Here is a 20,625-nt window from a genome sequence, read left to right as displayed (position 1 = left end):
GGTGACGGCCTGGTTGAAGGTCGCGGTTGGTGCGGTGTTGGTGGGCACGGCGGTGGCGTTGTTGGCCGGGGTCGTGGAGGTTACCGCGGGCGGTGGTGGCGGCGCGGTGGTGGTGAAGGTCCAGCTGTAGGGGGCGGTCATGGTTTGGCCGGCGGTGTTGGTGGCTCCGCTGATGGTGGCGGTGTAGGTGGTGCTGTTGGCCAGGGCCGCGGTGGGGGTGAACGTGGAGGTGTTGGTGGTGGTGTTGTAGCTGGTGGTGCCGGGTACGGCGGTGTTGGTGGCGTCTTTGAGGGTGTAGGTGATGGATGACGCGGTGACGGCCTGGTTGAAGGTCGCGGTTGGTGCGGTGTTGGTGGGCACGGCGGTGGCGTTGTTGGCCGGGGTCGTGGAAGAGACCGCAGGGGCCGTGCTCGAGGGATTGAAGATCGCGTCCACCCAGTAGTACTCGGCGTCATACGATTCGTTCGGGAACGCCGAAGAAGAGCCGTAGGCGTAGAGGCCGTTAGGGGTGCCCGGGAGGCTCCGCGGGTAGTGCAAAGGTGCACTGTCTACGCGGCTGTTACCCGCGGGCGGCGGAGAGGGATGCAGGTAGAAGTAGGCTGTGTCCTCGGAATAGTGGCCCGCAGGAGCGAAGTAAGAAACGACGTACATCGTGTTCGCGGAGACGGCCAGCGGCGTCGAGAAATTCACGGTCTGCCACCCCGTGGCGGATTCACCGGTGAAGGTTGCACTGGCCAACAGCTGCCCGCTGGCGGACCAGATGTTGCCGATGTGTGTCCCGGTGTTTTTGGTTGCCTTGTAGAACCGGACTCCTTTGATGGTTCCGTTGACTTCGGAGTAGAACTTGGCGCCTACCTCGATCGCGGTCGGGTCCGCCGCGTCGGCCACGGTTGGCGAGATGTTCACGCCCGAAAGGGAACACGGGCAGGCGACGTTGGTGACAACGCCCGACGACGGCGTCTCCACGTTGCCGCTGTCGTCAACGGCACGTGAGCGCAAGGTGGACGTGGGGTTGCCGTGCGCATTCCAGGTGAAGGTCCAATTTGTCGTGCCCGTGGCGGGACGCCAGGTATTTCCGTTGTCGGTGGAGACCTCGACGCCGGCCACCACGCCTCCGGTGTCGGCCGCGGTTCCGCTGATGGTGACGATGGTTCCGTCAGCAATGTTCGCGCCGAAGGCTGGTGAAGTGATGGTGGACGTCGGCGGAGTGACATCTGTGGATCGGGTGGCGGCAGTCAGCCCGGTGACGATCGTCGCCGGCTGGACTCCCATGTCGGCGAACAGGTTGACGGTAGCCTGCTGCATGTTCTTGTCCACCGCTTTGCCAGTGGTGAACCCGTCAAGTCCCCACGGCCACTGCACTGTGCCCGCGCCAAAGACAATCGCTCCACTCGGTGCTTTGTACATTGTGAGGTTGTGGGTGGCTGTCTTCCCGGTGGCAGTCTGCGAGCCGTAGTCCGTGAAGACTTCCGCGGACGTGTTCGTGGTGGCCGACAGCTTGAAGAGGCCGGCCGGCCGGAAGCCGTTATCGGCGTCGATATCCCATTCGTAACCGAGCGTTCCCAGGCCCGCACCGAGGGTCACGCTGGTCCCGGGGGCCATCGTGGCAATGGTCGTGTTCCTCCACATCCGGAGCGCACTGTATTGCGAGGGAATCGTGATGTCAGTGGTTCCTGAATTGACGATGAAGAACTGGCCTGTCAGTGAGTTTTCGGGGTTTCCTCCACCAGTGGAGGTCCCGAAGCGCGGGTCCCGATAGGTGCCCGTCCAGGAGACCGGGTCGGTTGGCGCGTTGAAATGCGTATCTTTGTAGGCCACCAGAGTCCGGCCGGGCGTGCTGGGTCCGGCGACGCTCGGTTCCCAACGCGTCTTCCAGAAGACCTCGTTGCCGCTGAAGAACGCAAGGTTCACGCCGGCGTCGCGGGCGGCTTCGACGTTGGCGCGCTGGTCGCCGGACCAATACTCGTCATGCCCCACGGACATGAATGTCTTGTGGTTGAGCAGCAGGGAACCCTTGGTGGCGACATCGTTGCCGCTCATGTAGCTCATGTCGTACCCGTTGGCTTCCATGAACCGGATCATCGGGTACTCGGAGTACATCAGCCAGCTTCGCCCTTGGTCGTCCGCAGCGGAATTGAACGGCCTGTTGTACGAGACTTTGAAGGCCGACTTATAGGCCTGCGGGTTCCCGGGAGGGCAAGCGACGGTGCAGCTGTAGAGGCTGTTGCCACCATAGGTGTTGTACGCCTGCCACGTCTCGTCCGAGGTCTGGAACAGCATGTCTGAATGTGCGGAGTCGTTCCGGACAACGAATGGCACGATGCTCGCGCCGTTCGTGTCGTTGCGCACGAGCCTTGCGATATAGACGCCGGAGACCGCAGTGGACGGGACCGCCCAGGAAGCCGACACGCCCCAGTTTCCGCAGTCGATGAGTCCCGTGTCGGAGTAAGTGTTACAAGCCGGTTGTGATTGCGGCAGTGCAGCCGAGGGGAGGACGTTCGAGGCAACTTTGCGGGCCCCCAAGCCCTGGTAGTAACCAAGCCGATACACATCGATGTGGTAGGCCGACGCGGGCGTCAGAATCTTGAACGAGATCGTTTGGCCGATATTGACGCTCATCGACGTGCCGTAACCCTGGATCGTGGAGTCTCCGGCTCCGGAGACCTGCCATTCGGAGGCGGGGTTCCCGGGCAGAGTGTTTTCGCAAGCAACCGGGTTGGTGACCGGCGCGGCGCATGGATCCGTGGCTGCGACGGCGGAGACTGCCATCTGCAACGGCAGGAGCGTTGCGATCATGGCCAGCACGGTCGGCAGGACCGCGCGGCGCACAGCCAAAGGGAAATTTCGGTTGTTGCTCATGTCGCGACCTGCTTCTGTCATTGGTTTCAGGCACTCAATGACGGAAGCATATGGAGCGGGCCGGGAGCATGGCACGAGTGCCGGTACCCGTTTTTTTGGCCGCCGCACGTCGGGAACGGCGGTCGTTTACCTGTTTTTAGGCTTCGGACACGCGGAAATACCAGCGGATGTCGAAACGAACCCCGGGGGCACGGAGGAAATGCCGCGCGGGTGGAGCTGTCAGGTGCCCTGGATCAGGAGAGTCGGGCTCGTCCCGTTGCTTCGGCCACGATGTGCTCGGCGATGGCCATCGACGAGGTTGCGCCCGGCGAGGGAGCATTCCGCACGTGGAGGACGCGGCTCGTGCCGGTAATGACGAAGTCATCGACGAGGCTGCCGTCGGAGGTCATTGCCTGCGCCCGGATTCCGCGGGGACCGCGCGTGACATCGCCCGGCAGGATGTCCGGAACATACTTCTGTGCCTCCCTGACGAAGGCACGGGTGTTCATCACCGTGCGCGCCTCTCGGACGGCTGCGGGCAGGTTGCCTGCGGCGAACCGCCAGAATCCCGGGAACCCCAGCACGGCGCGGAGATCGGCGGGGGACATTTGCGTGCGGCGGTAGGCTTCCCGGCCGCCGGCCAGGAAAGCATTGGGTCCCACCAGGATGGCGCCGTCGATGCGCTTGGTCAGGTGGACACCGAGGAAGGGATATCGCGGGTCCGGCACGGGATAGATCAGGCCTTTGACCAAAGAACGCTTCTCGGTCCGGAGCAGGAAATAGTCGCCGAAAAACGGCACGATCCGGGGGTCCGCGGGGTCTCCGGCGGCGTAGGCCAGCCGATCCGACTGCAAGCCGGCACAAGTGATAACGACGTCGAACGCTTCAGTTCCGCTGGAGGACCGAATCCGCACCTCGCGGCCACGATCTTCCACACCGGTCACCGCGAGTCCCAGCAGGATATTCCCGCCCGCCGCACGCACGTCCTGGGCCAAGGCATTGGTGATGGCGCGGTAATCGACTATCGCGGTCCGCGGCGAATGCAGGGCGGCCAGGCCGCGGGCATGCGGCTCGACGACGGCGAGATCGTCCGCGCCGATCATGCGGACGTCCGGCACGCCATTGGCGATGGCCCGGGCGTGTATCGCCTTGAGCCGGTCAAGTTCGCGGGCATTGTGGGCGACGACTACTTTGCCGCACTCTTCGTAGCCGAGGTTCTTCTCCGCCGCGAACTGCCGGAGAAGGTCCACGCCGCGGCGGCAGAGTCGCGCCTTCAGGCTCCCGGGCTCGTAGTAGAGCCCGGCATGCACAACGCCGCTGTTGTGGCCGGTCTGGTGTCCGCCAAGCTCGATTTCCTTCTCGAATACCGTCACGTCCGCATTGTCGAGTCTGCGGGTGAGCTCACGCGCCACCGCGACGCCGATGATTCCGCCTCCGACGACGGCGGCACGGACCCTGCTCATACCGTGGGTGCTTCTTTGAGCGTGTCTCCGTTTTTGATGTAGCGCTCTCCCGTCGCGGGGCACACCAGTTCGTCGCCGTCCGGCCGAAGGGGATGTCCGGACTTGCCGACCCAGCCGATTTGCTTTGCGGGAACTCCTGCAACCAACGCGAAGGCCGGAACGTCCCGGACCACCACCGCGCCCGCGGCAACGGTTGCCCACCTGCCGATCGTTATGGGCGCGATGCAGACCGCTCGGGCGCCGATTGCCGCGCCATCTTCTACGATCACGCCCACGGGGGTCCAATCGTCGGCCGATTTCAGTGTGCCGTCGGGGCTCACCGCCCGGGGGTACGTGTCGTTGGTGAGTACGGCTGCCGGGCCGATGAAGACTCCGGCGCCCAGCCGGGCGGGCTCATAGACCAGGGCATAGTTTTGAAGCTTGGAGTTGGGGCCTATTTCGACACCTGGTCCCACATAGGCCCCGCGACCAATGTTGCAGTTTTCGCCGAGGCGGGCATCCTCCCTGATCTGGGCAAGATGCCAGATCCTCGTGCCGTGGCCAATGAACGCCTGCTCTGAGACATCGGCGGTTGGTTCAACGAAAGCCATGGAAACACGTCCTCTACTTATCGGTGAAGACGGCCGCGTCTTCCGTCCGGTGTGAAACCGTCCGTGCGAGCGGTCGCTTGCGACGATTGTAGATGCGTTTCCTATTCGGCAGCAGGCCGAGGAGAAAATCCCAGGACGCGCTGGCGGCGTGTACAGGCTGTTACTCGGCTTTGACTCCATATTCTGCCGCGCTGACAAACTCGATGGCCGAGTAGGTTTCGTCGCCGACCACCCAGGCATTGTGTCCCGGCGGGATGGTGTACGAATCTCCTTTGGAGATGCTGATCTTCTTGCCGTCGGTGGTCTCGACTTCGAGCGAACCGGTAATGCAGTAGCCCACGTGGTTGAGCTGGCAGGAATCGGTTTGGACCACCGGCTTGATGCAATCCGCCCAACTCCAGCCTGGCTCGAAGCTGAGGCGGCCGATGGTGTAGTCACCGACAGTGACGTTTTCCACCACGGTTTTCTCGGGCCGACGGATTTCATCGGGAGAATTGTGCGACTTTACTTCAAGCTGAGTGACGAGGTTGACAGTCATGGTCTGCTCACAAGGGGGAGTGGGAGCCTGGTCTTCCAGGTCCGCAACGTGGCTCGCCCTTCGCAGCGGACCCTGATGTCTTGGCTGCTTGCGGCGCGTGCCGTGCCTTCAGCAGCGGTCAGACGGTCGATTACTTGCAATCTCTACCTTCCTCCGCCGCCCCTGTGTTGTCGAGGGTTCGTGAGGGAGATAGATTGGTGCACCGTGACCTTGACCGAGCTGGATGTACACCTTGAGACACTGTTCGGCACCTTGCGCCGCTTCCCCGATGTCGAGGCGGAGAACCTGCAGGCGCACGACGCCACCGACCGGCTGCTCCTTGAGACCGCGGCTGGCTACATCGCAAATCCGGAAACCCGCGTTGCGGTGATCGGTGACCGCTACGGAGCCCTGACCCTGGGCGCTTTGGCGGCCATCGGCGTCGGGCATGTCCGGGTGACCCAGGACCTCTACGCCGGCAGGCTCGCGCTGGAACGTAACGCCCAGGCGTCCGGGTTGTCCGGGCGCTTTGATCAGCTCGAGTTGGGTGCCGGGCTGCTCGACGGCGCCGAACTGGTGATCATGCAATTGCCCAAAGCCCTCGCGGAACTGGAAGAAATCGTCGACGCCGTTGCACGCTTTGCAGCGCCGGGAGCCGTCCTGCTCGCCGGAGGTCGCGTCAAGCACATGTCCCTGGGCATGAACGCCGTCCTTGAACGCAGCTTCGAATCGGTGCAGCCGCAGCTTGCGCAGCGGAAGTCGCGTGTCCTGATCGCCCGCAGTCCCAAGCGGCCGGACACGCCGGAGTCCTTCCCGGTTTCGGAGCAGAACACCGAGCTTGGGATGACGGTCTGTGCCCACGGGGCTGCGTTTTCAGGCACGAAGCTGGATATCGGCACGCGCTTTCTCCTGGGCTTCCTGGACAGGATCCCCGAAGCGCGCCACGCCGTAGACCTTGGCTGCGGGACCGGGATCCTCGCCACGATGTACGCCCGGAACCGTCCGAAGGCACGGGTTACCGCGACGGACCAATCGGCGGCAGCAGTCGCGTCCGCCAGGGCAACCGCGGCAGCCAACGGGCTGGCAGATCGAATCACCGTAGTCCAGGACGATGCCATGTCCACCTTCGAACCGGGCAGCGCCGACCTCATCCTGTTGAACCCGCCGTTCCACCTCGGCGCGAGCGTCCATGCCGGGGCGGCCACAAAGATGTTCGATGCCGCGGCACGGGTCCTGGCTTCGGGCGGTGAACTCTGGACTGTCTACAACAGTCACCTGCAGTACCGTGCGGCGCTTGAAAGGCTGATCGGTCCCACCACCGAAATCGGGCGGAACCCGAAATTCACGGTGACCCGCAGTATCAAGCGTTAACCGTCCATTCCGTGACTCCTGGCAGTTGCTCTTCGAGCAAACTCCTCAGCAACCCAGCGGTGATTTCCAGCTCAGCCTGGGGCATGAGTGCCATATTCGAGGGCCTCCCATCAGCAATATCAGGGTCCGTTACGCCCGGGGAGCGTGTGGGCATACCGGGACAAGCACACGTGCCGTACGATGCAAATGCAACAGCATTATTCGAATGATTTTAGGGGAATCCGTGACTGAGATCCGCCAGCCGACTCCGAGGCGCGGAACCAATCTGCCCCGCATGGGGGACTTCAACCTGACCGTCATTCTCGACGCAATCAGGCGCTCGTCGGGCGGACTGAGCCGCGTGGAACTCGCCCAAATCGTCGGCCTTTCACCGCAGACTATTTCGAACATCTCCCGCCGCCTCCTGGATCAGCGGCTCATTGTCGAAGCAGGCAAGGAAGGCAGCGGTCCGGGTAAGCCCCGCACCATCCTGCGCCTGAACCCTTCCGGAATGTACGCGCTTGGCGTCCACGTTGATCCCGCGGTCATCACCTCCGTGGTCCTGGACCTCGTGGGCGACGTTGTGAAGCACTCCCGGATTCCCACGCCTGCCGGGAGCAATCCACAGCGGGTCATCGCCGCCATCGCGGAGGAAATCAAGGCGCTCATCGAAGATTCCGGTGTTGACACGGGGAAGATCGCGGGACTTGGCGTCGCGGCGCCGGGACCCATAGACCTTGATGAGGGCACTGTCGTGGATCCGCCCCTGATGATGGGGTGGGACCGGGTTTACCTGAGGGACGCCCTTGCCGAAGCCACCGGGCTTGAGACCCTCGTGGACAAAGACGTCACGAGCGCGGCCGTCGCCGAAACCTGGGCAGGCGGGGCCAGCGGCACTGGAAGTTTCATCTTCATGTACATGGGTACCGGCATCGGTTGCGGGATTGTCTTGAACGATGAAGTTGTCCGTGGAACATCCGGCAATGCCGGGGAAATCGGGCACATCATTGTTGACCCGGATGGACCCCCCTGCGATTGCGGCCTGCGTGGTTGCGTCAAGTCTTCCTGCATCCCGCAGGTCCTCGTGGCCGAGGCCGAAGAGCAAGGTGTCCTGAACGGTGGCCGCAAAGGCACCGAGGGCCCGGAAGTGCAGGAAGGATTCGCCCGGCTTTGCGACGCCGCGGACGCAGGCGACGAACGCGCCATTGCGATCATCGATAAGTCGGCAGTGCTGGTTGCCCGAGCGGTTGCGGTGGTGACCAACACCCTCGACGTCGAACGCGTCGTCTTTGGGGGCCCCTTCTGGGGCCGCATGGCCGAACGCTACCTGGATCGCATTCCTGCCCTGCTCGCCGCCAACAGTGCAGCCAACAGCATCCACAGCATCGAGGTTGTCGGGACCGGAGTGGGCGAAGACGTCGGCGCCATCGGGGCTGCCTGCCTGGTATTGGAACACACCCTTGCGCCGCGTGCCCAGCGGCTCCTCTTGGAAGGCTGAGGCTTTCACTAGGTCCTGCGTCGCAGGGCTGCATTTATCAATATTGGCAACAGGCTGGGCCAGCTGAAGTGTGGGGGCTGCAGCCGCTTGAAGATCGGAGCGTCATGCGTCGCCCAGTCCGGATCGGAGCAGCACTGCTCGGCGTCGTAGGCCTTTTGGCCACGGCAGCCTGCTCTGCCCAACCCCAAGCCGTAAGCAAACAAACCATCAAGATCGTCTATCAAAAGACGGACTCCTTCACGGCCCTGGACAAGGTCTTCCAGGACGCCAAACAGGAATTCGAAGCAGCGAACGCGGGCGTCACTGTGGACCTGGAGCCCATCCAAGCCAACGACGACGACTATGGCACCAAGCTCGCGCTGGCCCAGCGTTCCCCGGACACTGCTCCGGATGTCTTCTACGAGGACACTTTCAAGGTCCGCTCGGACGTCGACGCCGGATACTTGCTGAAACTCGACTCGCAATTGGCCACGTGGGACGAGTGGTCCAAGTTCAACGAGGGTGCCAAGGCCGCGGGACGCGGTGACGACGGCAGTATCTACGCCGTCCCGCTTGGCACCGACACCAGGGCGATCTGGTACAACAAGACAGTCCTCCAGAAAGCCGGCATAACGCTGCCATGGCAGCCGAAGACCTGGGATGACATCCTGGCCGCGGCCCGCAAAATGAAGGCCGCGGATCCGGGCGTGATTCCCTTCAGCATGTACGCCGGAAAGGCCACCGGTGAGGGAACCGTCATGCAGAGCTTCTACGAACTGCTTTATGGAACGGGAAGCTCCCTGTATTCGGAAAGCGACAAGAAGTGGGTGGTGGGTTCCAAGGGATTCACCGATTCACTCCAGTTCCTGAAGACCCTCTACGATGAGAAGCTTTCGGTGACACCGGCGGACGCCCTCGATTCGAACGTGTGGAAGAAAGTCTTTGGACAGTGGCTGCCGCAAGGCAAAATGGGCGCCACCGTGGAAGGTTCCTACGCGCCGTCGTTCTGGCAGAAGGGCGGCTCCTACGAATGGGCTGGCTATGCGCAGGATATGGGAGTAGCCACGTTCCCCACCCAGTTTGGACAGGATCCCGGTGGCGTGAGCATGTCCGGTGGCTGGACGCTCGCCGTTGGCGCTAAGACCAAGAACCCGGACCTTGCCTTCAAGTTCCTGACCACTGCCGTGAACAAGAAGAATGCGTTGGCCTTCGACGTCAACAACTCGCAGATCGCCGTCCGCACCGATGTCGCTTCCGATCCTGGTTACCAAGCAGCCAACCCGTTCGTGAAGGACGTTTCCGATCTGGTGGGCGTCACGCACTATCGCCCGGCAACCGCTGACTATCCGAAGATCTCCCTCGCCGTCCAACAAGCCACTGAGGCCGTCATCACCGGCAAACAAAGCCCGGCAGAAGCCGCAGCCGAATACGACGCTTCGGTCAAGAAACTCGTCGGCGACTCCAAAGTCATGCAGAAATGACGCATGGCAGTCCCTGATTCGCTCAACCGCGGTTCCCTGCGACGCAGACCCCCCATCCGAAAGTCTCTGCGTCGCGGGCTCCGCTTGTTGCCGGTAGTGCCCTCAATCCTGCTGCTGGCCTTCTTCATGGTGGCACCCGTGGCGTGGTCCTTCTACGCCTCCTTCACCAACGCTGCATTGTCAGGCAAGGCAGCACTGAACCCCCAATGGGTCGGCCTGGACAACTACGCCCGGATGCTGACGGATTCCGTCTTCCCGCTCTCGGCGTGGCTGACGGTCGTCTTCGTGGCAGTTTCCGCGATCCTCGGACAGAACGCCCTGGGCCTGGTCATCGCCCTGTTGATGACCAGGGCCGGGGGAGCCACGGCCTCGCTGGTGGGCACGGTGGTGGTCGCTTCGTGGATCCTGCCGGAGATCGTTGCGGCCTTCGCGGCGTACGCGTACTTCAGCCAGGACGGCACGCTCAACCAACTCTTGGGAATGTTCGGTGTCCAGGGCACCAACTGGCTCTATGCCTTTCCGATGGCCGCCGTCATCCTGGCCAATGTCTGGCGCGGCACCGCGTTCTCGATGCTGGTCTACCGGGCGGCCCTTTCCCAGGTCCCGCGCGACATCTCCGAAGCCGCCCTCATGGACGGAGCCAGGGGTTGGCAACGGCTGGCCTTCATCACCCTTCCGATCATCCGGGGAAGCATCGCCACAAACCTCATGCTGATCACGCTACAAACGCTCGCGGTATTCACCCTCATTTGGGTGATGACGGCCGGTGGTCCCTCCAACGCGAGCACCACCTTGCCCGTGCTCGCCTACCAGGAAGCCTTCAAGCTCGGAGACATCGGTTACGGCACCGCGATCGCCTCGGTATTGATCCTGATCGGCATGGTCTTCGGAGCCGTGTACGTCAGGCTGATCCGCGGGGCAAAATCGTGACCTCCCTGCGCCGTGCGCCGCTGCTCGCCGGGAACCGCCCGACGGCGGTGGGCAGGGGACGGCTCCGCGTCCGCTTCGCCGCCAATGCGGCTTTGGCCGTGATCGGGCTGTGCTTTGTGCTGCCCCTTGCATGGCTTCTGCTCGCTTCCGTTGATCCGCACGCCGGATACGAGACGCGATGGCCGCAATCGCCGTCGTTCGCCAATTTTGCCGCCGTATCGACGCCCGGGTTGCTCTTCCAACCGCTCCTGAACAGCTTCCTTCTCTCAGCCGGAACCGCCGTCGTGAACCTGGCGGCCGCCGTCCTGGCAGCCTATCCGCTGTCACGCTACCAATCGCGATTCAACAAGCCGTTCCTGTACACGATCCTGTTCGGCACCTCGCTCCCGGTCACGGCAATCATGGTGCCCGTCTATGGCCTGTTCGTGCAGTTGCAATTGCTGGACTCGATGCCGGCAACCATCTTCTTCATGGCAACCACCACGTTGCCAATGGCCATTTGGATGACCAAGAACTTCATGGACTCCGTGCCGCTTGAGCTGGAGGAAGCTGCCTGGATGGACGGCGCCTCGGGACTGGCCACACTCCGGAGAATCGTGCTGCCGCTGATGAGGCAAGGGCTGGGCGTAGTGTTCATCTTCGTCTTCATCCAGGCCTGGGGGAACTTCTTCGTCCCGTTCATCCTGTTGTTGTCTACCTCCAAGCAGCCCGCCGCAGTGTCCGTCTTCAGCTTCTTCGGCCAGCACGGAGCGATCGCCTACGGGGAACTTGCCGCGTTCTCCATCTTGTATTCGGTCCCGGTACTTATTCTCTACACGGTGGTCGCGAGGGGCTCCGGAAGCGCGTTTGCCCTGTCCGGCGCGATGAAGGGCTGAGCGGCAACAGCCTGGACTCAGTCGATGTCCTCCACAATGGTGCCGTACGGAATGGAATCATCAAGATGGGCCTGGTGACCGGTTAGCCCCGGGTTGTAGAGGACACGGACACCGTGGAGCTTGTCCGCGGCGGATTGCATCAAGATGGGGCGGATGGTCTGGATGAACCGCTCATCCTTGCCATCGAGGTATTCCTGGTAACTGGCTGGAAGCTGAATCATGGCAAAAGAATAGTCCTGCCGGACCGTCATGGGGAGGGCTCGCGGCGGGCTACTCCGTGGCGTATCCTTTGCGGCTTAGACCCTACCGAAAGCTAAAACGAACAATCTTCAGAAATCAGGCGAAACGCAGCGTAAAAGTGCGTCTTAATTCGGCGGAGGATTTGTGGCGCCCGGAGCCCCGATCTAGAGTCGTATTCAAGTTACCGCGGTAACGTGTCAGCGATCCTCCGCCGGATCTGTCTCTTGAAGGCAGGCAGGAGGGTGTGGGTGCCCCCATGTGGGCCTGACATTTGCACACGGACAACTTCATTCCAGGCGTAACAGTCGCGGCTGCGCCCTGCTGGAGTTCGTTGCGTGTATCCCCAAACTCAATTCACCGATTCTGCAGTCCATGGACCTGGCTTTCAAGTCCGTGAACGCAGGCCCGCTGACACACAGCCAAGGACGCAAATGTCACCACCAAGCCTCATCGACACCCATCCAAACTTGACCGGCGCCGCTCCTGTTGCCCTGTCCTACGAACTTTTCCCGCCGCGCTCTCCCGCGGCCGCGGAGTCCCTCTGGACGACCATCGGGGAGCTCGAGGCCACGGACCCCGACTTCGTCTCCGTGACCTACGGCGCCAGCGGCTCCAACCGCGACACCGCCGTCGAGCTCATCAACCGGCTGCTGCTCGAAACGACCCTGCGGCCACTGGCCCACCTGACCTGCGTCGGAAACACCCCGCAGGAGTTGGCCGAGATCATCGGCGAACTCCTGGACAACGGCGTGCGCGGTATCCTTGCGCTGCGCGGCGACCTCCCCAAGGACAGCGGCCAGCCGGTCAACGGTTCGCTGCGCTACGCCCAGGACCTGATCGAACTGATCCGCCGCGTGGAACAGCGACGTTCGGCCCTGCTGTGCGCGGGCAAAATCGCCGTTGGCGTGGCCGCCTATCCCACTCGCCACCCTGAGTCCCCGAGCGTGGAGCACGACGTCGAGGTGCTGCTCGCGAAGCAGCGCTCGGGCGCCGACTTCGCCATCACGCAGGTCTTCTTCCACACCGAGCAATATGCGGACCTGATCTCCCGTGCCCGACGTGCGGGGGTCACGATCCCGATCATTCCGGGCGTCATGCCGCTGACCAGCCTTCGCCGGCTCAAGCGCCTTGGCGAGCTCACCGGCGTCGAGCCGGCACCTGAGCTGATTGAACGCCTCGCCGCGGCGGACACGGACGCCGAACGGCGCAAGATCGGAGTCCGCGCCACGGTTGACCTGGCCAACGCCGCACTCCAGGCCGGTGCTCCGGGCATCCACCTGTACACCTTCAACGAGCACACTTGCGCCCTGGACGTGCTGGACAAGCTTGCCTTGCCCCGACCGGCCCGGCCCGCCAGCAGGCTCAGCGCCATCGCCCGCCGGCAAGAACTTGTGAGCTGATCAGCCAACGCTGCTCCGCAAACGCCTAGACACATCAATTTGCACCTACTGCCCCAAGGAAATCCCATGACTGAACAGAACATCACCCAGTTCCCCGCAGCCTCGATTCTCGGCTACCCGCGCATCGGCCGCCGTCGCGAACTTAAGAAGGCCGTTGAAGCCTACTGGGCCGGCAAGATCGACGCCGCAGCCCTTGACGCCGCTGCCAAGGACATCCAGCTGACCACCGCCAAGCGACTCCAGGAACTCGGCCTCAACGAAGCCGCCGCCGTTCCCGGCACCTTCTCCTTCTACGACCAGGTGCTCGACGCCACCGCACACCTCGGCGCCGTCCCGGCCCGCTTTGGCCAGCTGCTCAACGCCGAAGGCCAGCTCGACATCGATGGCTACTTCACCCTGGCCCGCGGCAACAAGGAACAGCAGCCGCTGGAAATGACCAAGTGGTTCGACACCAACTACCACTACCTCGTTCCGGAAATCGGCCCGGAGACCGACTTCAAGCTCGCCTCCAACCGCATCGTCGAGGAATTCGAGTTCGCCCTGGCCAACGGCATCGAGACCCGTCCGTACATCGTCGGCCCGGTCACCTACCTGCTGCTTTCCAAGGCTTCCGACGACGCTCCTGCGGGCTTCGCTCCGCTGTCGCGCCTCGAGGACATCCTCCCGGTCTATGTTGAGCTGCTCGGCAAGCTTGCCGCTGCCGGCGCCAGCTGGATCCAGTTGGACGAGCCCGCACTCGTTGTCGACCAGGACACCCCGGCCGCGGAAATCCAGGCCGCCGTTGCCCGTGCCTACGAAGTCCTCTCCGGTGCGGCAGCGCGCCCGCAGCTCTTCGTCTCCACCCCGTACGGTGCCCTCGACGGCCAGCTCGGCACCCTTGCCGCCACCAACATCGACGCCCTGCACATCGACGTCTTCAAGGGCGCGGTACCGTCCGCAGCAGCCCTGGCCGGCCTGGGCAACAAGACCCTGGTTGCCGGCGTCGTCGACGGCCACAACATCTGGCGCAACGACCTCGCCGTCTCGGCCGCCAAGCTGGATGAATTGAAGGCAGCGGCCGGCAAGCTTGCCGTCAGCACTTCCACGTCCACGCAGCACGTTCCCCACGACACCGCGGAGGAGACCCAGCTCTCGGAGCAGCTGCGCAGCTGGCTCGCATTCGCTGACCAGAAGGCCGTCGAGGTCAAGACCCTCGCTGACTACCTGGCCGACCCGGCTTCCGCGAAGGCCGCCATCGACGAAGCTTCCGCAGTGATCGCCTCCCGCGCCACCGCCGAAGGCGTCCAGCGCGCCGACGTCCGTGCCCGCACCGCTGCCCTCACCGAGGCCGACTTCAACCGCTCCGAGTACGCGGTCCGCGAAGCCGCCCAGGAAGCAGCGCTGCACCTGCCGCCGCTGCCCACCACCACCATCGGATCCTTCCCCCAGACCTCGGAAATCCGCTCCGCCCGTGCCCGCAACAACAAGGGCGAGCTGAGCAACGAGCAGTACGAGCAGCTCATGAAGGACGAGATCAAGCGCGTCGTCGACCTGCAGGAAGAGCTCGGCTACGACGTCCTGGTGCACGGCGAACCCGAGCGCAACGACATGGTCCAGTACTTCGCCGAGAACCTCGAAGGCTTCGACGTGACGGTCCACGGCTGGGTCCAGTCCTACGGCTCCCGCTGCACCCGTCCGTCCATCCTCTGGGGCGACGTCACCCGTTCGGCCCCCATCACGGTCGCCTGGGCCGAATACGCGCAGTCCCTGACCAACAAGCCGATGAAGGGCATGCTCACCGGTCCGGTCACCATCCTGGCCTGGTCCTTCGTCCGCGACGACCAGCCGCTGGGTGAGACCGCCAACCAGGTCGGCCTGGCTCTGCGTGACGAAATCGCCGACCTCGAAGCTGCCGGCATCAAGGTCATCCAGGTGGACGAGCCCGCATTGCGCGAACTCCTGCCGCTGCGCAAGGCTGACCACGCCGCCTACCTGAAGTGGTCGGTTGACTCCTTCCGCCTGGCCACTGCCGGTGCGGCCGACGCAACTCAGATCCACACCCACCTCTGCTACTCGGAGTTCGGCGTGATCATCGACGCGATCGACGGCTTGGACGCCGACGTCACATCCATCGAAGCAGCACGTTCACGCATGGAGGTTGTCCACGACCTCGAGGCGCACCACTTCGGCCGCGGCGTTGGGCCGGGCGTCTACGACATCCACTCGCCGCGTGTTCCGGGCGAAGCCGAAGTCACCGAGCTGCTGTCCACCGCGGTCAAGCACGTTCCGTCCCGCCAGCTCTGGGTGAACCCGGACTGCGGCCTGAAGACCCGTGGCTACGCCGAGACCGAAGAGTCCCTGCGCAATCTGGTCAAGGCCACCAAGACGGTCCGCGCCAGCCTGCTGGAAGCAGCCAAGTAAACCCAAGTAGTACAAACTGCGTCGGCCGGTCACCTCGAAAGGTGACCGGCCGACGGTGTTATGTGTTAATCCTCTGTCAGGACTCCCAGAGGATCTCGTCGTCCACTACGCCGTCCTCGTCCGCCGCAACTACCAGGAGCTCGTCGGTGAAGTGTGAGCCCAGGGTGAAGTCCAGGACGAAATAGCGCTCCGGCTGGCCGGGGTAGATCGCTACATGACCTAGTTTCAGGGCCTTGAGGAAAACGTCCTTGGTGAGCTGCGTCTTTTCGCGGACGCCGAACACCGCCTCCAGTTGCTCTTCTTTAAGCTGGCTGGAGTGGAAGTGGAGGAACTGCTGGGAGTTGGTGCCGTCCTGGTCCAGCTCCTCGGCGATCATGTCCCGGACCTGGTCCACCAACTCGGGGAGGTAGCCCAGGCGGTAGTCCACCTTGTGGAGTGCTTTCTCGTCGAAGTGGTCATGCGCCGTGACGTTCAGGTCCAGTTCGAGGGGATTTCCGGCGAGCTCGTGCGAAGCCACGTAACAGTGCTCCCGCCCGTGGTTGAGCTCGATCTCCCCAAAATGTTTGCTCGCTACCTTGCTCATGTCTTCAAGATAGTCCCAAACAAGCGGCGTGTTCCAGCATCCTGGAAGATTTCAGGTACGCGGTTTGGGCGTTGACTTTTGAGTCGTTTTGGGCATCGTCGCGGCACTGCCGGCCCGCACGGTTGCGGTGCTCCCGCGAAGCGTGTCGGCAAGCAATTCCGTGAAGAGCTGCACCTGCGCCGTGCGCTTCTCGTTGAGGAGCAAGGCGAACACGTTGCGGGCGAGCCGGATGTCGGGAACATCGAGAACCACGACGCCGGGCGGCCGGTGCCTCAGCGCCAGTTCCGGCACCAGCGCGGCGCCGAGCCCCGCTGCCGCCATCTCGAGGCTGGCGTGGAAATCATCGCTATAGGCCACGACGCGCGGGTGCAGATTGCAACTGGCGAACAGGCGTTCAATCACCACCGCGTCGCTGGTGCCCGGATGGTGCATGATCCAAGGCATGTCGGAGAGCTGCGAGGCTTGCATTTCTGCGTCCTCCCGGATGCCCCACGACGCGGGGAGCACCACCCGGAAGTCGTCGTCGCCGATCCACTGCCGATCCAAGGTGTGCGGCCATGCCAGCCCGGACTGGCCCACTTGGTACACGAGCGCGAGGTCCAGTTCGCCGCCGGCGCGCAGCCCCTGGATGGTCTGGGAAGGCTCGGCAACCCACACACGGAGTTCAATGCCCAGCTTCTTCCAGCGCGGGTTCCGGAGGATGTCCGGCAGGACGTAGGTTGCCAGGCTGGGGAAGATGCCGAGCCGCAGTTCCTGGACGGGGGAGTCCGTACTGCGCGAGGCGGCCGCCAGCAGGGTCTCGACGTCGGTGAGCACTTTGGAAGCATGGCGCACCATGGTGAGTGCGGCTTCGGTGGGGACCACGCTGCGTGCGGAACGGTGGAAGAGTTCGACGCCGGTATCCCGTTCCAGCGCCGACATCTGTTGGGACACGGCTGAGGCGGTGTAGCCGAGCCGGGCGGCGGCCGCCGCGAAGGAACCAAGCCGCGTGACCTCAAGCAGCGTCCGCAGGTGGAGAAGGTTGACCATCAGTGATCCTTAGGCTCAGTGACGGCCGAAGGGCCGTGGAAGCCAGCATAGCGGTGTGAATTCGGTCTCCGCTGCCGCTGTTGCCGGGTTGGCCTGGCGCCGGACCGGCGCCTGGAAGTGTGGCGGGCGACTCACGAAACGGTGTTTGCAGGATGCCGCGACACGCCGGGATCCCGGCGACACGCTGACGATTAAATGTGGCTAAGTAGTCCACAGGGTGTGGATTAAGTCTCTGGATTTGGCGGATTCCCGGACATTTTTACCCCCTGCGCCTGTGGACTACCGGCGCGTAAAATGACATACTTGTAATACATCATCTTGGGGTTCCGCTGAGGCGCTTGCACTACATGTAGTATCGATTTACGGATTGAGCGGGAAACCAGCGCAAGACATGAATGCAAGACGTGAATAGATCAGTTTGGCTGCCTAGGCGGCCAGCGGGCCAGCATCGGAGTCGGAATCAGTTCCGGTCGGGGCCTGCCAAAGCGAAGAGCAAAGACTTCAACAAAGGGGACAGGGACCATGACTGTTACGGTTTACACGAAGCCGGCCTGTGTTCAGTGCAACGCAACCTACCGTGCACTCGACAAGAAGGGCATCGCCTACCAGAGCGTTGACATCTCCCAGGATGCCGAGGCCCTCGAGCGCCTGAAGGCCCTTGGATACATGCAGGCCCCCGTCGTGGTGACCGAGCAGGACCACTGGTCGGGATTCCGTCCGGACAAGATCGAAGAGCTGGCACTGGCTGCCGCTTCGGTGGCCTAGTTTTTCAGGACTCCGCCACAACAACAAAGTATTCCAATGTAGTCGAGGTGACTCCCATGGCAGCGCTGGCAACAGCAACTGCTCAACTAAACGCTGAAGCTGTCAGCACACGGAGTCACCTCATCTACTTTTCCTCCACATCTGAGAACACCAAGCGCTTCGTCCAGAAGCTCGGCGTCGACGCGGCACGCATCCCGCTCCATGCCAAGGACGCGCCGCTGCTCGCACTGGAACCCTTCGTCCTTGTGCTGCCCACGTATGGTGGCACGAATGGCGAAGGATCGGTGCCCAAGCAAGTCATCAGGTTTCTGAACAACCCGCAGAACAGGGAACTGATCCGCGGCGTCATCGGAGCAGGAAACACCAACTTCGCGGACAACTATTGCGCGGCGGGAGACATTATCGCCGCCAAATGCAAGGTCCCGCATCTCTACAAATTTGAACTCATGGGGACGCCTGAAGACGTCCAAAGGGTCAACGAAGGGCTGGAAAAATTTTGGACACGACTGTCGCAGATACAGAAGTAACCAAGGGCGCTATGGACACCGCCAAGGTCAAGAAGCCATTGCCGGAGGCCTACAAGGGCCTTGGCTACCATGAGCTCAACGCCATGTTGAACCTCTACGGTCCGAACGGGGAAATCCAGTTCGAAGCCGACCGCGAGGCCGCGCACCAGTACTTCCTGCAGCACGTGAACAACAACACCGTTTTCTTCCATGACCTGGAAGAGAAGCTGGACTACCTGGTCAAGAACCAGTACTACGAGCGCGAGACTCTCGATCAGTACACGATGAACTTCATCCGTGACCTGTTCAACCGCGCCTACAAGAAGAAGTTCCGCTTCGAGACCTTCCTTGGCGCCTTCAAGTTCTACACGTCCTACACGCTCAAGACCTTCGACGGCAAGCGTTTCCTGGAGCGCTACGAAGACCGTGTCTGCATGGTTGCCCTGCACCTTGCCCGCGGCAACGAAGAACTGGCCAGCCGCCTGGTCGACGAAATCATCGACGGCCGCTTCCAGCCCGCCACGCCCACGTTCCTCAACGCCGGCAAGGCCCAGCGCGGTGAGCTGGTCTCCTGCTTCCTGTTGCGCATCGAAGACAACATGGAGTCGATCGCCCGCGGCATCAACTCGGCGCTGCAGTTGTCCAAGCGCGGCGGTGGCGTGGCCCTCTCGCTGACCAACATCCGCGAGCATGGCGCCCCGATCAAGCAGATCGAGAACCAGTCCTCCGGCGTCATCCCGGTCATGAAGCTCCTCGAAGACAGCTTCTCCTACGCCAACCAGCTCGGTGCCCGCCAGGGTGCGGGTGCCGTGTACCTGCACGCCCACCACCCGGACATCTACCGCTTCCTGGACACCAAGCGTGAAAACGCCGACGAGAAGATCCGCATCAAGACGCTGTCCCTCGGCGTCGTGGTCCCGGACATTACGTTCGAGCTGGCCAAGAAGAACGAGGACATGTACCTCTTCTCCCCGTACGACGTCGAACGCGTCTACGGTGTTCCGTTCTCCGACATCTCGGTCACCGAGAAGTACTACGAGATGGTGGACGACTCCCGGATCAAGAAGACCAAGATCAGCGCCCGCGAGTTCTTCCAGACCCTCGCGGAGATCCAGTTCGAGTCCGGTTACCCGTACATCATGTTCGAGGACACCGTGAACCGGGCCAACCCGATCGCCGGCAAGATCACCATGAGCAACCTGTGCTCGGAGATCCTGCAGGTTTCCACGCCGTCCATCTACGCCGAGGACCTCAGCTATGAGACGGTCGGCAAGGACATCTCCTGCAACCTTGGTTCGATGAACATCGCCAAGACCATGGATTCCCCGGACTTCGGCCTGTCGATCGAGACGTCCATCCGTGCCCTCAGCGCGGTGTCGGACATGTCCTACATCAACTCGGTGCCGTCCATCGCGCAGGGCAACGCCCAGAGCCACGCCATCGGCCTGGGCCAGATGAACCTGCACGGCTACCTTGCCCGTGAGCACGTCCACTACGGTTCCGAAGAGGGCCTGGACTTCACGAACATCTACTTCTACACGGTGCTGTTCCACGCGCTGCGTGCCTCGAACAAGCTGGCCATCGAGACCGGCCAGCCCTTCGGCGGCTTCGAGAACTCCACGTACGCCAGTGGCACGTTCTTCGACAAGTACACCGAGCAGGAATGGTCCCCGGAGACTGAACGCGTCCGCGAGCTCTTTGCCGGCATCCACATTCCCACGCAGGATGACTGGCGCGAGCTGAAGGCTTCCGTCATGGAGCACGGCATCTACAACCAGAACCTGCAGGCCGTGCCGCCCACGGGCTCCATCAGCTACATCAACAACTCGACGTCGTCGATCCACCCGGTGGCAGCCAAGATCGAAATCCGCAAGGAAGGCAAGATCGGCCGCGTCTACTACCCGGCCCCCTACCTCGACAACGACAACCTGGAGTACTACCAGGACGCGTACGAGATCGGCTACGAAAAGATCATCGACACCTACGCTGCCGCCACGCAGCACGTGGACCAGGGCCTGTCCCTGACGCTGTTCTTCAAGGACACCGCCACCACGCGCGACATCAACAAGGCGCAGATCTACGCATGGCGCAAGGGCATCAAGACGCTCTACTACATCCGCCTCCGCCAGCTCGCGCTGGAAGGGACCGAAGTAGAAGGCTGCGTTTCCTGCATGCTGTAAC

Annotated in this window: 17 protein-coding genes; 10 read left to right on the top strand and 7 right to left on the bottom strand. The window is 62.8% G+C overall.

Annotated features, from left to right (window positions below):
* The 4 genes from ACFVTG_RS02705 to ACFVTG_RS02690 form a co-directional block, all read right to left on the bottom strand.
* The coding region (locus ACFVTG_RS02705; protein WP_390277732.1) for a N,N-dimethylformamidase beta subunit family domain-containing protein at window positions 1-2,859 on the bottom strand (2,859 nt) is incomplete at its 3' end.
* Window positions 2,860-3,092: 233 nt separating this feature from the next.
* Window positions 3,093-4,301, bottom strand: coding sequence for an L-2-hydroxyglutarate oxidase (gene lhgO / locus ACFVTG_RS02700; RefSeq protein WP_390277730.1), 1,209 nt, complete (start codon window positions 4,299-4,301; stop codon window positions 3,093-3,095).
* On the bottom strand, window positions 4,298-4,891 hold the full coding sequence (locus tag ACFVTG_RS02695; protein WP_284754863.1) for an N-acetyltransferase: 594 nt from the start codon (window positions 4,889-4,891) through the stop codon (window positions 4,298-4,300). Before ACFVTG_RS02695 ends, lhgO begins: the two co-directional genes overlap by 4 nt.
* 160 nt (window positions 4,892-5,051) lie before the next feature.
* The gene (locus ACFVTG_RS02690) at window positions 5,052-5,429 is read right to left on the bottom strand and encodes a cupin domain-containing protein (protein ID WP_390277727.1); all 378 of its coding nucleotides are present in this window, start codon (window positions 5,427-5,429) and stop codon (window positions 5,052-5,054) included.
* Between the two features lie 210 nt (window positions 5,430-5,639).
* Between ACFVTG_RS02690 and ACFVTG_RS02685 the strand changes: the two genes are divergently transcribed.
* The 5 genes from ACFVTG_RS02685 to ACFVTG_RS02665 all read left to right on the top strand — a co-directional run bounded on the left by ACFVTG_RS02685 (window position 5,640) and on the right by ACFVTG_RS02665 (window position 11,521).
* Window positions 5,640-6,779, top strand: coding sequence for a class I SAM-dependent methyltransferase (locus tag ACFVTG_RS02685; protein WP_390277948.1), 1,140 nt, complete (start codon window positions 5,640-5,642; stop codon window positions 6,777-6,779).
* A 223-nt stretch (window positions 6,780-7,002) separates the two neighbouring features.
* Complete coding sequence (locus ACFVTG_RS02680; RefSeq protein WP_390277725.1) at window positions 7,003-8,256, top strand: ROK family protein; 1,254 nt, start codon at window positions 7,003-7,005, stop codon at window positions 8,254-8,256.
* A 104-nt stretch (window positions 8,257-8,360) separates the two neighbouring features.
* The gene (locus tag ACFVTG_RS02675) at window positions 8,361-9,716 is read left to right on the top strand and encodes an extracellular solute-binding protein (protein WP_390277723.1); all 1,356 of its coding nucleotides are present in this window, start codon (window positions 8,361-8,363) and stop codon (window positions 9,714-9,716) included.
* 3 nt (window positions 9,717-9,719) lie between these two features.
* Entirely contained in the window at window positions 9,720-10,646 is a 927-nt protein-coding gene (locus ACFVTG_RS02670; protein ID WP_284754851.1) for a sugar ABC transporter permease, read from the top strand.
* Window positions 10,640-11,521 carry a carbohydrate ABC transporter permease gene (locus ACFVTG_RS02665; protein WP_390277946.1) on the top strand — a complete coding sequence of 294 codons (882 nt, stop codon included), beginning with the start codon at window positions 10,640-10,642 and terminating at the stop codon, window positions 11,519-11,521. The genes ACFVTG_RS02670 and ACFVTG_RS02665 overlap by 7 nt, the downstream gene beginning before the upstream one ends.
* Before the next feature lie 17 nt (window positions 11,522-11,538).
* Here the strand turns inward: ACFVTG_RS02665 and ACFVTG_RS02660 are convergent, their stop codons facing one another.
* Window positions 11,539-11,742, bottom strand: a complete 204-nt coding sequence (locus ACFVTG_RS02660; RefSeq protein WP_265981384.1) for a hypothetical protein — start codon at window positions 11,740-11,742, stop codon at window positions 11,539-11,541.
* A gap of 450 nt (window positions 11,743-12,192) precedes the next feature.
* Here ACFVTG_RS02660 and ACFVTG_RS02655 point away from each other — a divergent pair, with 450 nt between their 5' ends.
* Window positions 12,193-13,161, top strand: coding sequence for a methylenetetrahydrofolate reductase (locus ACFVTG_RS02655; protein ID WP_269997849.1), 969 nt, complete (start codon window positions 12,193-12,195; stop codon window positions 13,159-13,161).
* A 66-nt stretch (window positions 13,162-13,227) separates the two neighbouring features.
* On the top strand, window positions 13,228-15,561 hold the full coding sequence (gene metE / locus ACFVTG_RS02650) for a 5-methyltetrahydropteroyltriglutamate--homocysteine S-methyltransferase (protein WP_390277720.1): 2,334 nt from the start codon (window positions 13,228-13,230) through the stop codon (window positions 15,559-15,561).
* 76 nt (window positions 15,562-15,637) lie between these two features.
* Here metE and ACFVTG_RS02645 read toward each other — a convergent pair whose 3' ends face one another.
* Together ACFVTG_RS02645 and ACFVTG_RS02640 are read right to left on the bottom strand one after the other, a co-directional pair.
* The gene (locus ACFVTG_RS02645) at window positions 15,638-16,144 is read right to left on the bottom strand and encodes a DUF2004 domain-containing protein (RefSeq protein ID WP_284754842.1); all 507 of its coding nucleotides are present in this window, start codon (window positions 16,142-16,144) and stop codon (window positions 15,638-15,640) included.
* A gap of 51 nt (window positions 16,145-16,195) precedes the next feature.
* A complete protein-coding gene (locus tag ACFVTG_RS02640) occupies window positions 16,196-17,173 on the bottom strand; it encodes a LysR family transcriptional regulator (protein WP_390277717.1) in 978 nt (325 codons plus the stop codon).
* A gap of 522 nt (window positions 17,174-17,695) precedes the next feature.
* Between ACFVTG_RS02640 and nrdH the strand changes: the two genes are divergently transcribed.
* Genes nrdH through nrdE form a run of 3 tightly spaced genes read left to right on the top strand, consistent with a single transcriptional unit; the run spans window position 17,696 to window position 20,624 of the window.
* Window positions 17,696-17,938, top strand: coding sequence for a glutaredoxin-like protein NrdH (gene nrdH, locus ACFVTG_RS02635; protein ID WP_028267421.1), 243 nt, complete (start codon window positions 17,696-17,698; stop codon window positions 17,936-17,938).
* A 56-nt stretch (window positions 17,939-17,994) separates the two neighbouring features.
* Window positions 17,995-18,465, top strand: coding sequence for a class Ib ribonucleoside-diphosphate reductase assembly flavoprotein NrdI (nrdI, locus tag ACFVTG_RS02630; protein WP_284754836.1), 471 nt, complete (start codon window positions 17,995-17,997; stop codon window positions 18,463-18,465).
* An 11-nt stretch (window positions 18,466-18,476) separates the two neighbouring features.
* The gene (gene nrdE, locus ACFVTG_RS02625; protein WP_284754834.1) at window positions 18,477-20,624 is read left to right on the top strand and encodes a class 1b ribonucleoside-diphosphate reductase subunit alpha; all 2,148 of its coding nucleotides are present in this window, start codon (window positions 18,477-18,479) and stop codon (window positions 20,622-20,624) included.
* Window position 20,625: the final 1 nt, after the last annotated feature.

Source organism: Arthrobacter sp. NPDC058127 (assembly GCF_042884555.1).
GTDB lineage: Bacteria > Actinomycetota > Actinomycetes > Actinomycetales > Micrococcaceae > Arthrobacter.
This window is presented reverse-complemented; position numbering and strand designations above follow the sequence as displayed.